Source organism: Mycobacterium sp., assembly GCF_050701675.1.
Taxonomy (GTDB): domain Bacteria; phylum Actinomycetota; class Actinomycetes; order Mycobacteriales; family Mycobacteriaceae; genus Mycobacterium.
This window is the reverse complement of the sequence record NZ_JBOGDD010000996.1, coordinates 1-12,817: the sequence shown is the minus strand read 5'-3', so window position 1 is coordinate 12,817 and position 12,817 is coordinate 1. Positions and strand designations below refer to the sequence as shown.

Below are 12,817 nucleotides of genomic sequence, written 5' to 3'. Positions count from 1 at the left end.
GCAAGTTCTACACGGATCTGGGCAACGCAGGAGCCACCCCCAACTCACTCAACAACAAGAAGCGACCGCGAACTCGATGATGAGGAGAGCGCATGACTGAGATCACGACCGATCAGTTGACCGAGTTCGACCTACTGATCGGCGGTGAATCGTCCGCCGCTGCATCGGGCGCCACCTACGACAGCACCGATCCCTTCACCGGCAAGCCGTGGGCCCGCGTACCCGACGGAAGTCCCGCCGACGTGGATCGCGCCGTTGCCGCCGCTCGGGCCGCACTGAACGGGCCGTGGGGTGCGCTGACTGCGACCGCCCGCGGCAAGCTGTTGTGGCGTCTCGGCGAGATCATCGCGCGCGAGGCTGAACAGCTGGCCGAGCTCGAGGTACGCGACGGCGGCAAGCTGACGCGCGAGATGGTCGGCCAGATGCGGGCGCTGCCGGACTACTACTTCTACTACGCCGGCCTCGCCGATAAGCTGCAGGGCGACGTCGTGCCTGTCGACAAGCCCAACTACTTCGTCTACACCCGCCACGAGCCGGTCGGCGTGGTCGGCGCGATCACCCCGTGGAACTCACCGCTGCTCCTACTGACGTGGAAGCTCGCCGCGGGTCTGGCCGCGGGCTGCACGTTCGTCATCAAGCCCAGCGACCACACCCCGACGTCCACGCTGGCGTTCGCGAAGCTGTTCGCCGAGGCGGGCTTTCCCCCCGGCGTGGTCAACGTCGTGACGGGTTGGGGTCCGGCGACCGGGGCCGCACTCGCGTCTCACCCCGGCGTCGACAAGATCGCGTTCACCGGATCGACGGCCACCGGCATCCACGTCGGCAAGGCCGCGATCGAGAACATGACCCGCTTCACCCTGGAACTCGGCGGCAAGTCGGCGCAGGTGGTGTTCCCCGACGCCGATCTCGACGCGGCCGCCAACGGAGTCATCGCAGGCGTGTTCGCCGCCACCGGCCAGACGTGTCTGGCCGGATCCCGGCTGCTCGTTCACGAGAGCGTCGCCGACGCACTCGTCGAGCGCATCGTGGCGCGCGCCGCGACCATCAAGCTCGGGGATCCGAAGGACCCGGCGACCGAGATGGGCCCGGTGTCCAATCAGCCTCAGTACGAGAAGGTGCTGTCCCACTTCGCCTCTGCCCGCGAGCAGGGCGCCACGATCGCCTACGGCGGCGAGCCGGACGACGAACTCGGCGGATTCTTCGTCAAGCCGACGGTGCTGACCGGGGTCGATCCCTCGATGCGGGCCGTCGCCGAGGAGGTCTTCGGACCCGTGCTCGCGGTCATGACATTCGCCGACGAGGACGAGGCCGTCGCCGCCGCCAACGCCACCGACTTCGGCTTGGCCGCTTCCGTGTGGACCAAGGACGTTCATCGCGCTCACCGCGTGGCCGCCAAGCTGCGGGCTGGCACGGTCTGGGTCAACGCCTATCGCGTGGTGTCGCCACATGTTCCGTTCGGTGGCATTGGCTACAGCGGCATCGGCCGCGAGAACGGCATCGACGCCGTGAAGGACTTCACCGAGACCAAGGCCGTGTGGGTCGAGCTGTCGGGCGAGACCCGCGACCCGTTCACGCTCGGCTAGACACGCCCCATCACCCAAAGGAGACACATGACGATCGACTTAGCGGCCGCAGACAAGGTACTTGCCGGCCTACGCCCCTTCCCGGTGGCGGTCACCACCATCGACGGAGGGGTTGCCAACGGGTTGATCTCGTTATCCGCCGGTTCGGCGAGCATCGTCCCCGAGTTGCCCCGCGCCACGGTCAGCCTCACCAAGTACAACAAGTCCCACGACATGCTGGTCAACTCCGGCATCTTCGTCATGCACATGCTGTCGGCGGGCCCCGACGAGATCGACGCGTCGATGGACATCCTGATGACACTGGGCGGCAGCTCGGGTCGCGACGGCGACAAGATCTCCCAACTGCGCACGAAGCCCGGTGTCACGGGTGCACCGATCCTGCTCGACGCGCACAGCTACGTCGAGTGCCGGATCACCGGCTCCCTGGACAACGAGGAGAACACCATCTTCGTCGGAGACGTCGTTGCCGCGGAGGTCTTCAGCTCCGAGCAACGGCTGCGAATTGGTGAGGCGTGGGGCAAGTTGCCGCACGAGTGGATCGAGCGGTACGAGGCGAATCACGAGCCGCAGCTGCAGAGCGCTCGCGACCTGCGGGCGGCGGCCGCGCAATCAGTGTGAGTAGTCAACCCATCGGCGCGTGGGAGCTGCCGGACGAACTGGTGATGCTGCGCGACACCGTGCGGCGGTTCATGGATGCCCACGTGCATCCGGTCGAGGAGAAGCTGGGGCACGACACCGTCGGTCTGCCCCGCGAGCAGCTGGTCGACCTACAGTCCAAGGCCCGGGCGCTCGGATTGTGGTCGCTGCAGACCCCCTTGGAGTTCGGGGGCGCCGGGCTGGGGGTTCTCGGCCAGGTGGTGGTCGCCGAGGAAGCCGCGAAATGCCGGATGGGAGCCTTCTTTCCGGCTCTGGGCGCGTTCGGCGGCAACCCTCCGAACATCATGTTCAAGGCGTCGCCCGAGCAGTTCGACAAGTACGCGAGACCGATCGTCGACGGCACCATGTCCAAGGCGTACACCGCGATCACCGAGGCCTCCGGCGGATCGGATCCGGCCAGGGCCATCAAGCTCAAGGCAGTGCGCGACAGCTCAGGAAACGGGGACTACGTGCTCAACGGCTCGAAGACGTGGATCTCCCACGCCCCGCATGCCGACTGGGGCGTCGTGTATGCGCGCACCGGCGAGGGCCGACAAGGCATCTCGGCCTTCATTCTCGAGAAGGACACCCCTGGGGTTACGTTCAGCCGCATCCCCGTCATGGCCTCCTTCGCACCGTACGAATTGCACTTCGACAACGTCCGGATACCGGCCGCTCAGTTGATCGGCGGCGAGGGGCAGGGCTTTTCGCTGGCGAGTGACTTCCTCGTGCACGGACGCATCATCTATGCGGCCGGCCCCATCGGCATCGCGCAGAGTGCCTTGGACAGGACCTGCCAGTGGGCCAGGGACAGAGAAGTATTCGGTGGCAAGCTCGCCGACAAGCAGGGTATCCAGTGGATGTTGGTCGACAGCGAGGTGGAACTGCGGGCCGCGAGACTGCTCGTCTACCAGGCGGCCTGGAACGCCGACTTGGGCCGCAACGTCCGGGTAGACGCGTCGGTGGCCAAGATGTACGGCACCGAGGCCGCTTACCGGGTGATCGACCGCTGCATACAGATGCACGGCGCGCTCGGCATCTCCACCGAATTGCCGCTAGAGCGTTGGTTCCGCGATCTGCGGGTCAAGAGGCTCGGCGAGGGAGCCACCGAAGTCCAACGCGAAGTCATCGCCCGATCGCTGGTCAGATAGGAATCGAAGTGCGCTACAACCTGATGTTCCCGATGCGGGCGGTCAAGCATTGGAACCGTTGGTGTGAGGGAGCCAGTATCGGTGACGTCGCACGACTGGTGGAGGAGGCCGGCTTCGATGCGTTCTCGATGTCCGAGCACCCCTATCCGGACATGGAGTGGTTGGCCAACGGCGGCCACCATGCCTTCGACCCGTTCGTGTCGTTGAGCTTCGCCGCCGCTGCCACCACCCGGATCCGCTTGTTGACCTACATCCTGGTGTCGGGGTATCGGAGCCCGTACTTGACGGCCAAGGCAGCGGCCAGCTTCGACCTGCTATCCGGCGGTCGCTTCACGCTGGGCACCGGGGCGGGCTACCTGAAATCCGAATTCGAGGCACTGGGCGCCGATTTCGACCGCCGCGGGGCACTGCTTGACGAGGCGATCGCCGCGTGGAAGGCAACGTGGAACGGTGTCGACCATGACGGGCCGGAATTCGGGGTAAGCGGTCACGTTGCCCTTCCGCCGCCGTTCACCGCGGGTGGTCCCCCGATCTGGATCGGCGGCAACGGAGCGGCGGCGCAGCGCCGCGTCGTCGAGGTAGCCGATGGCTGGATGCCGATGGCAGCATCCGGCGAGATGGCCGCGATCACCAGGGCCCGTCCGCTCGAGGACGTCGACACGCTCGGCGAGTGGATCGGAGCGGTCAACAAGCGGCGTGCGGAGTTGGGCCGTGACCCCGCCGACGTCGCATTCGTCCCATTCGAAGCCGATCTGCTCGCCAGCGGTGACTGCGCCGCGTTCTGCGCTGCTGCACGATCCCGGCTGGACCAGTACGCCGAGGCCGGCGTCACCTGGATCACGATCGAGCCGGCCAGCCGTAGCTTCACCGACTTCCGCGCCGACGTCGACGTGCTGGCGTCCCAGCTCGTCCACCGCTGAGGGGTTTGGCTGCCATGCCCTTGCCCGACCTCGTGCTGGTCCACGGCGGCGAGCATGCCGGCGACTGCTGGGATCTCGTCATCGCCCAACTACGCCGTCAGGCACCAGACTTGCGCACCCTCGCGGTCGATCTGCCGGGTCACGGCGACAAGCCCGGCGACCTGGCGACGGTGACCATCGGTGAGTGGGTCGACTCCGTCGTCGCCGACATCGAGGACGCGGGACTCGGTGACATCGTGATCGTCGGCCACTCGATGGCCGGCGTGACCGTGCCCGGTGTCGTGGCGAAACTCGGCTCGTCCCGCGTGCGCGAGATGATCCTGGCGACCGCCTTCGTGCCACCTCAGGGCCTTGCGATCGCCGACACTCTCGGCGGCCCGCTGGCGGTCTTCGCCCGCCGCGCCGCCCGGATCGGCCGTCCAATGTCGATTCCAGCACCGGCGGCGCGGTGGGCGTTCTGCAACGGCATGACACGCACTCAAAGCAGGTTGACGATGTCGAAGTTGCACGCCGAGTCGGCCCGGATCCCCGCCGAACCCGTTGACCGCAGCGGATTCCCGGATGATGTGCCGCGCACGTGGATCCTGACCACGCGCGACCGGGCTCTGTCGGTCAAGTCGCAGCACGCGAGCATCGCTGCGCTGGGCGGCGTACAGGAATTGATTCCCATCGACGCCTGCCACGAGGTGATGTTCAGCCACCCCGAACGCCTGGCGCAGATCCTCCTCGAGCGATGCCGACTGCGACAGCTCCACGAAAGGCCTTGAGAGATGCCGACTTCCTTCTTCGTTACGGACGGAGTCGGTTACCTGCCAACCCCCTTGGCCAGGGGGCCATGGGGTCCGTCACTCAGCGGTAACTACATCGGCGGGTTGCTCGGGCGGGCGGTCGAGCAGGAAGTCGACGACGTCGACCTGCACCCTGCCCGGCTGACGGTCGACCTGCTCAGGCCAGTGGCGCTACAACCTCTACAGGTGCATTCGTCGGTCGTACGTGATGGGCGCCGCCTACGAGTGGTCGACGCCGTCATGACCCAGAACGACGCTCTGGTGGCACGGGCCAGCGCATTGTTCGTTCGCCGCAGCGAGCACCCCGTGAACACGGTTTGGACGTCGCCGGTGATGATGCCCGCCATCCCCGCCGAACCCGACGTTCTGTCCGACGACCTCCCCATGCTGCTGCAGTCATACGGTCGGGACCCAGTTGACGGCCGTCCGGGTGTCGGCGTCACCGAGTGGCGCCACGACGGGCAGAAATTCGCCTGGGTCCGGGAGACGAAGCTGCTCGTCGATGACGAGCCACTCTCGCCCTTCACTCGCGCCGTCATGGCCGGCGACGTCACGAGTTCGCTCTCTCACTGGGGAACAGCGGGACTGCAATTCATCAACGCCGACTACACGATTACGCTCAGTCGCTTGCCGCAGGGCGCGTACATCGGTTTGGCGTCGATGACGCACTACGGTCATGCCGGGGTCGCCAGCGGCACCGCCACACTGTTCGACGAGACGGGACCGATCGGCAGCGGTATGGCAACCGCGTTGGCGAATCCCGGATTCGCGCCGCCGGCTTCAATGCTGTCGACGTGACCGACGCGAGCGTGGCCGATTCGATCGGCACTGGTCGCTGCACTCAGGTGATGGCCCCTTCGAACTTCAGGTCGATCAGATCGTGGTCGTTCATGCCCAGTTCCCGCAGCACCTCGTCGGTGTGCTCGGCGAACATCGGCGCCCGGCTCAGCTCAGCAGCCGCCTCGTCGAACTTCACCGGATTGGCCACCAGCCGCTGCCTATTACCCTGCGCATCCACGACATCGGCGATACGCCCGTTGGCGATCAACGACTCGTCGTTGGCGACCTCCCAGGCGTCCTGTACCGGCGCCCACTGACCGTCCAGCAGGTTCAACAGTCGCGTGCAGTCGTCGAAGGTCCGCGAACCGATCGCGTCGGCGAGTAAAGCGGTGGCGTCATCGGCGTTGGCCGCCAACGACTCCACGGTCGCGAACCGCTCATCGCCGGCCGCCTCCCCGAGTCCCAACAATCGGCACAGCGGAGCCCAGTAGCGGGTCGGCTGCAACATCGACAACTGGATGAACCGGCCGTCGGAACACCGGTACGCCCCGGTGAGTGGATTGCCGGGTGTCTGCGTGCGGTAATCGATCTTCGGCAGCGGGCAACCGTAGAGCATGGCCAGGTTGACGTTGGACTGATTCGCCCACGCCCCGACCGCCAACAGCGACACATCGATGATCGAGGTCTGCCCCGTCGCCTGCCTGCCATAGAGTGCCGCGGCGACCGCACCCGCGATGGTGATGCCACCGATGTTGTCGCCAAACGCGCCGGCCGGCATGCCCGTCGGTACCTCGGAGTCGGTTGGCGTGACACCTTCGGCGTTACCCGCGCGCGCCCAGAACGCCGTCGCGTCGTACGCTCCCGTGTCACGGTCGGGCCCGGTGCTTCCGAAACCGCTTCCTGCGACGTAGATGATCGACGGATTGATCCGCCGGATCTCGTCGAGATCGATCCGAAGTTTCGCCCGCGCCTGCGGCAGATGATTGGTCAGGAACACATCGCTACGCCTGACGAGTTCCTCGAACACCGGACGCGACTGAGTCAGCGCCAGCGACAATCCGATGCTTCGCTTACCTCGGTTGGGGGCCTCCATCATCGGCGAGAATGACACTCCCGGCGCATTGGCAGAACGACCCGCCACGGTCACCAGCCCACGCTGCGCATCGCCCGTCACGGGGTTCTCGACCTTGATGACGTCTGCGCCCCAGTCGGCGAGCACAGCACCCGCTGAAGGCACGAACGTGAATTGCGCGACCTCCAGGACACGCACGCCGGTCATCGGTTTCTGCATCTACCCACATCCGTCCCTACGTGGCCCGGTATTCACTCGGTACTCATGCAAGTCGCAAGGTCAACATAGTTTACTAGGTAAGCAATGTCACGCGTTGAGCTTTCCGCAGCGCCTCCGAGCGTGGACCACATATTCCAGTATTTGTGGTCTTGGCCACACATTAGGAGCTAATGTGGTCCACGTCAAGGTTCGCTCGAGAAGGTCAGGGGTTTGCGAAGATGGCAGGCGTGTCAACGCGGGCGGGGTCGAGTCGGGCGGCATCCTGGGGTGCTGATGCTCCGATCGGCGAAGAGCAGGCCAGAGAGCGACTGCTGGCCGCCGCCGAATCCTGCTACGTCGACCTCGGCCCCGGTCGCACCCGAATGAATGACATCGCCAGCCGGGCCGGTGTGCACCGCCGGACGGTGTACGACTACTTCCCCTCCAAGGACGCGCTACTGGCAGCGTCGTTCGTCCGCGCCATCGGCGGCGTGCTCGACGCCACCGAACGCTGTTGGCACACAGACGAACCCTTCTTGGACCAACTGGTCAACGCAGTCGTTCTCGGCCTCGAGGCGGCGCGGAACTCACCGACCATGGCCTTGCTCATCGGCGCCGACGAGCTTGGCCGAACATTCCGTGCCGCGGAGGCCTCCGAGGTGTGGAGCGAGAACCTCGCCGAGGCACTCGGCCACCGCCTCGAAGCGGCAATGGCCGCGGGTGAGGTTCGTGACGACCTCACCGCCGAGACCATGGCGCACTGGGTGACGCGCATGGCCTTCAGCCTCGCCGCCGAACCGGGCAGACCCGAGGACGGTGGCGACGCCGGCCTGATTCGCGCCTTCCTCCCCGCCTGCCTCGCGCCGCGGGATGCCTAGGGCGCTCCCCCGTCGGCGTAGATGGTTTGACCCGTCACGAAGGCGCAGCGGTCGGACAACAGAAATGCAATGAGGGAACCGATCTCGTCGGGCTGCCCCGGCCGGGCGAGAGCGGCATCGAATCCGAAGTCCTCGACGAGCGCGCGCTCCAGCGCCTCCTCGTACGGATACCCCTTGTTCTCGGCGATGTAGCCGCGAATGGCGTGCAGCGCATCGGTTTCCACCGCGCCGGGAGCAATGGAGTTCGCCCGGACACCGCTCTTGCCGTGCGTGCGGGCGATCCCGCGGGTGAAGGTCGCCACCGCAGCCTTGAGGCTGGCATAGGGCAAGCGCGGTTCGTGTGGAGCACGTGCCGAGTAGGCGGACGTGGTGACGATCGCGCCTCTCGTCTTCACCAGGTGAGGCAGTGCGGCCTGGACGCAGCGAGTCGTCGCGAGTAGGACGTCGCGGAAGGCCGCGTCCCATGCGTCATCGTCGGATTCGATCGGCATCATGCCTGCAGTGCCCATCGTCACGGCGATGCCGTCCAGTCGTCCGAGGAGCGCCACCGCCTCCTCGACGGCATCTACCGCAACACCCGGCCGGCTCACGTCGAAGTTCAGGCCGTACGCCCCGGATGCACCGAGTCCGGTGAGCGTGGCGACGGCCTCCTTGGCCCTCGCCTCGTCGCGGCCGACCACCGCGACGGCGGCCCCATCAGCTGCCAGCACGCTGGCGCCGGCCAGACCCATGCCTGCGGTACCTCCGACAATGAGGTATGCCTTGCCACGAACATTAAGATCCATCGACGAACCGCCTTCACATAGTGAACATCTTCGTCAGAAGAGTAACTCTATCGCCATTCGATCCCAAGAACTCAGGCGCGCGTAATCCCGCCACTACAGGGCATTAGGCCCAGTAGCGCTGGCTTGCCTTGAAGTGACACAAGTGCCAGAATTGAGCTGGCCCGACGTTGATTAGCTGCCACCTTGGTTGTAGGAGTGCCACATGGGTACGGATCTGAACGAAGAAGAAGCCATGCTCGTGGAGACGGTGCGTGCCTTCATCGACCGCGACGTCAAGCCGACGGTGCGCGAGGTGGAGCACGCCAATCAATATCCCGAGGCGTGGATCGAGCAGATGAAGCGCATCGGCATCTTCGGGCTCGCCATCGAAGAGGAGTACGGCGGCTCCCCCGTCTCGACGCCCTGCTACGTCGAGGTGACGCAGGAGTTGGCGCGCGGCTGGATGAGCCTGGCAGGCGCGATGGGCGGGCACACCGTCGTGTCCAAACTGATCACCCTGTTCGGTACGGAAGAGCAGAAGCAGAAGTACCTGCCGGCGATGGCGACCGGAGAGATGCGCGCCACCATGGCGCTGACCGAGCCGGGCGGTGGCTCAGATCTACAGAACATGACGACCACCGCGCTACCCGCAGGCCCGGACGACTCGGAACTCGTGATCAACGGCGCCAAGACATGGATCAGCAATGCGCGACGCTCCGGGTTGATCGCGCTGCTGTGCAAGACCGACCCCAAGGCCAAGCCGCGGCATCAGGGCATCTCGGTGATCCTGGTGGAGCAGGGCCAAGGGCTCACGGTGTCACGGGATCTGCCGAAGCTTGGCTACAAAGGCGTCGAATCATGCGAAGTGTCGTTCGACGACTGTCGCGTATCGACAGCGGCCATTCTTGGCGGAGCCCCGGGCAAGGGCTTCTCGCAGATGATGAAAGGCCTTGAGACGGGCCGTATTCAGGTCGCGTCGCGCGCATTGGGAGTGGCAACGGCGGCGCTCGAGGACGGGCTGCGCTACGCCCAGGAGCGGGAGAGCTTCGGCAAGCCGATCTGGAAGCACCAGGCAATCGGGAACTATCTCGCCGACATGGCCACCAAACTCACTGCCGCACGCCAACTCACGCTGTACGCCGCGCGCCGCTACGACAGTGGTGAGCGCGCGGACATGGAGGCAGGCATGGCGAAACTGTTCGCCTCCGAGGTTGCAATGGAGATCGCCTTGAACGCCGTTCGCATCCACGGGGGCTACGGCTACTCGTGCGAGTACGACGTCGAACGGTACTTCCGGGACGCACCCCTGATGATCGTTGGCGAAGGCACCAACGAGATTCAACGCAACGTCATCGCGAGCCAACTCGTCGCGCGCGGCGGTATCTGACACACGACGAGAGGACAAATCCGTGGCGTACGTGATCACTCAGAACTGTTGCAAGGATGGCAGCTGCGTGCCGGTGTGCCCGGTCGACTGCATCCGCCCGGTCGGGGCTGCGGGTGAATTCACCGGCACCGAAATGCTTTACATCGATCCGGAGGCGTGCATCGACTGCGGTGCGTGCCTGGAGGAGTGCCCGGTTGATGCGATCCACTACGACGAGGATCTGCCGCAGGAACTGGGCCGCTTCCGCGACATCAACGCCGCATACTTCGAGCGTCACCCCCTGGAACCCGACACACCCGCCAAGCCCACCCGCGACGACCGCGTGCGGCCGGGGTCGCTCCGGGTCGCGATCGTCGGCGCCGGGCCCGCCGCGTGTTACGCCGCAAGCGCCCTGATGGGTACCGACGGTGTCGAGGTCGACGTCTTCGAGCGGCTTCCCACTCCCTTCGGCCTCATCCGGGCCGGGGTGGCTCCTGATCATCAGCACACCAAGTCGGTGGTTCGGGTCTTCGAGCAGGCGTTGGGCAACAAGCGGCTGGGTTGCCACCTCAACGTCGAGGTGGGCACCGACCTGAGTCACGACGATCTCCTCGCGCACCACCACGCGGTGATCTATGCAGTCGGCGCGTCCCGCAGCAGGAACCTCGACATTCCCGGCGAGGAGATGCTCGGAAATCATTCCGCCGTTGACTTCGTAGGGTGGTACAACGGCCACCCTGACCACGCCCATCACGAGTTCGACCTGTCCGGTGAGCGGGCCGTCATCATCGGCAACGGCAACGTCGCACTCGACGTGGCGCGGGTGCTACTGCTGGACCACGATGAACTCCAGAAGACTGACATCGCCGCGCACGCATTGGATGCGCTGTCTCGCAGCACGATCCGCGAGGTGGTCATCCTCGGGCGGCGCGGACCCCGGGATGCCGCGTTCTCCGCGGGCGAGTTCCTTGCCCTCGGCCACCTGGCTGGAGTGGACGTGGTGATCGACGACCAAGAGCTGGCGACGAGTTCTACCGACGACGTCGAGACGGGACTCAAACTCCAGTTCGCCCGTGAGTACGCCGACAAGCCCACCACACCGGAGAACAAGCGGATCGTCTTCCGCTTCCTGGCATCACCCGCTGAGGTCGTCGGGTCCGGGCACGCCGCCGCGCTGCGCATCGTGTCCAACAGCCTCGACGAAGCCGGTGGGTTGATGGCAGGCAATCCGTCCGACGGCACCGAGTTGATCGAGACCGCCCTCATCCTGAGGTCCATCGGCTACCACGGCTCAGCGATCGACGGCCTGCCCTACGACGCCACCAAAGGCGTCACGCCGAACGCCCACGGCAGGGTCATCGACGACGACGGTCAGCCCCTGGACGGCGTGTACGTGACTGGCTGGATCAAACGGGGACCGCGAGGCGTCATCGGCACCAATCGCTCGTGCGCCGAAGAGACGGTGGCTCGACTCCTCGACGACTATGCAGAAGGCCGTCTCACGCGCGATGTCGCCGACCGCGAAGCACTGGTTCGGTTACTCGCCGAACGCGGGTCGAACCCCATTGCCTGGAACGGCTGGCGGGCCATCGACGCGGCCGAACGTCGGCGCGGCACCGAGGAATCGCGACCGCGAATCAAGTTCGTCGAGATCGCCGAGATGGTGGCCACCGCGCGCGGCTGAGTTGGAGCTCGCGTCGAAGCCCTCATAACCGTCGTAGCGAAAGGTGCACTACTCGTGAAGGTCACCGTCTTCGGCGCTACCGGCAAGATCGGTCGACTCGTCGTTGCCGACCTCTTGGCCGGCGGCCACGAGGTAACTGCCTATGTCCGCAATCCCGCCAAGGTGGGCAGCGCGGACCCCCGCCTGTCAACGGTCGCCGGGGAGCTGTCCGACGCCGTGCGCGTTCGGCAATCGGTCCGTGGCGCGGACGCGGTGATCAGCGCCCTTGGCCCGTCGATGAATCGAAGCACTAGGGGCACTCCGGTCAGCGATGGCACCGAGAAAATCGTCGCCGCCATGGAAGCCGAGAACGTCAGCCGCTTCGTCGGGCTGGCCACGCCGTCGGTTCCCGACGAGCGAGACCGTCCCACGTTGAAGGCCAAAGTTCTTCCGGTGTTGGCCGGGTTGCTCTTCCCCAACGCCCTGCAGGAGATCGTTGGCATGACGGCGGCGGTGACTCAGTCGGGACTGAACTGGACCATCGCCCGCATCACCAGCCCGAACAACACGAAGCCGAAAGGCACTGTGCGCGCCGGTTTTCTCGGCCGCGACGAGGTGGGGTCCGCGATGTCGCGGGCCGACATCGCCGCCTTCCTGGTCGCCCAGCTCACCGACGAGACGTTCTCGCGAGCGGCGCCGGCCATCAGCAACTGACGCAATGCCTAATGTGGTAGACACCCACGCCCCTCCGCGGCAGAACTCGGGCATTGTCGAACTATGGCAGCAGGCGCGCCAAAAGTACGCTTGTTGACGGCCCTTCTCGGGATTTGCGTGCAACAAGCGTACTTTCGACGATCGGCCAACCCGATCAGCCGAGTCTGTTGATCAGCTCGGCCGTCTCGAGATCCTCGACCGCAACACACGTACGCCGCCACGCGGCGTCCGAGTTCTCCTGTGCCTGCAGTCCAGGCCAAGCAATGGTCATCGCCGTCGCATCCCAGGCTTCCGCCGCGAACAG

12 protein-coding genes are annotated in these 12,817 nt (G+C 65.8%); 10 read left to right on the top strand and 2 right to left on the bottom strand.

Going from position 1 to position 12,817, the window contains the following annotated elements; all coding sequences use genetic code 11:
* Nucleotides 1–92 precede the first annotated feature (92 nt).
* The 6 genes from ACRDUX_RS30235 to ACRDUX_RS30210 are packed head-to-tail and all read left to right on the top strand — an operon-like array spanning nt 93 to nt 5,876.
* Nucleotides 93–1,583, top strand: a complete 1,491-nt coding sequence (locus ACRDUX_RS30235; protein ID WP_526419416.1) for an aldehyde dehydrogenase — start codon at nt 93–95, stop codon at nt 1,581–1,583.
* Between the two features lie 27 nt (nt 1,584–1,610).
* Nucleotides 1,611–2,201 carry a flavin reductase family protein gene (locus ACRDUX_RS30230; RefSeq protein WP_526419415.1) on the top strand — a complete coding sequence of 197 codons (591 nt, stop codon included), beginning with the start codon at nt 1,611–1,613 and terminating at the stop codon, nt 2,199–2,201.
* A gap of 44 nt (nt 2,202–2,245) precedes the next feature.
* A complete protein-coding gene (locus ACRDUX_RS30225) occupies nt 2,246–3,370 on the top strand; it encodes an acyl-CoA dehydrogenase family protein (protein ID WP_526419420.1) in 1,125 nt (374 codons plus the stop codon).
* A 23-nt stretch (nt 3,371–3,393) separates the two neighbouring features.
* On the top strand, nt 3,394–4,290 hold the full coding sequence (locus ACRDUX_RS30220; RefSeq protein ID WP_526419418.1) for an LLM class F420-dependent oxidoreductase: 897 nt from the start codon (nt 3,394–3,396) through the stop codon (nt 4,288–4,290).
* A 14-nt stretch (nt 4,291–4,304) separates the two neighbouring features.
* The gene (locus tag ACRDUX_RS30215) at nt 4,305–5,057 is read left to right on the top strand and encodes an alpha/beta fold hydrolase (RefSeq protein WP_526419413.1); all 753 of its coding nucleotides are present in this window, start codon (nt 4,305–4,307) and stop codon (nt 5,055–5,057) included.
* A 3-nt stretch (nt 5,058–5,060) separates the two neighbouring features.
* Nucleotides 5,061–5,876, top strand: a complete 816-nt coding sequence (locus ACRDUX_RS30210; protein WP_526419411.1) for an acyl-CoA thioesterase domain-containing protein — start codon at nt 5,061–5,063, stop codon at nt 5,874–5,876.
* Nucleotides 5,877–5,919: 43 nt separating this feature from the next.
* On the opposite strand, the gene ACRDUX_RS30205 is transcribed toward ACRDUX_RS30210, so the two are convergent.
* Nucleotides 5,920–7,149, bottom strand: a complete 1,230-nt coding sequence (locus tag ACRDUX_RS30205; protein WP_526419409.1) for a CaiB/BaiF CoA transferase family protein — start codon at nt 7,147–7,149, stop codon at nt 5,920–5,922.
* A 218-nt stretch (nt 7,150–7,367) separates the two neighbouring features.
* Between ACRDUX_RS30205 and ACRDUX_RS30200 the strand changes: the two genes are divergently transcribed.
* Nucleotides 7,368–8,006, top strand: a complete 639-nt coding sequence (locus ACRDUX_RS30200; RefSeq protein ID WP_526419407.1) for a TetR/AcrR family transcriptional regulator — start codon at nt 7,368–7,370, stop codon at nt 8,004–8,006.
* On the opposite strand, the gene ACRDUX_RS30195 is transcribed toward ACRDUX_RS30200, so the two are convergent.
* On the bottom strand, nt 8,003–8,791 hold the full coding sequence (locus ACRDUX_RS30195; RefSeq protein WP_526419405.1) for an SDR family NAD(P)-dependent oxidoreductase: 789 nt from the start codon (nt 8,789–8,791) through the stop codon (nt 8,003–8,005). The two genes, ACRDUX_RS30200 and ACRDUX_RS30195, sit on opposite strands and share 4 nt — an antisense overlap.
* Nucleotides 8,792–8,993: 202 nt before the next feature.
* Between ACRDUX_RS30195 and ACRDUX_RS30190 the strand changes: the two genes are divergently transcribed.
* From ACRDUX_RS30190 to ACRDUX_RS30180, 3 genes are read left to right on the top strand one after another with little or no spacing between them, the layout of a single operon-like run.
* Complete coding sequence (locus ACRDUX_RS30190) at nt 8,994–10,157, top strand: acyl-CoA dehydrogenase family protein (RefSeq protein ID WP_526419403.1); 1,164 nt, start codon at nt 8,994–8,996, stop codon at nt 10,155–10,157.
* Between the two features lie 22 nt (nt 10,158–10,179).
* Nucleotides 10,180–11,820: a 4Fe-4S binding protein gene (locus tag ACRDUX_RS30185; RefSeq protein ID WP_526419401.1), complete on the top strand. Its 1,641-nt coding sequence runs from the start codon at nt 10,180–10,182 to the stop codon at nt 11,818–11,820.
* 54 nt (nt 11,821–11,874) lie between these two features.
* Complete coding sequence (locus tag ACRDUX_RS30180) at nt 11,875–12,513, top strand: NAD(P)-dependent oxidoreductase (RefSeq protein WP_526419399.1); 639 nt, start codon at nt 11,875–11,877, stop codon at nt 12,511–12,513.
* Nucleotides 12,514–12,817 lie beyond the last annotated feature (304 nt).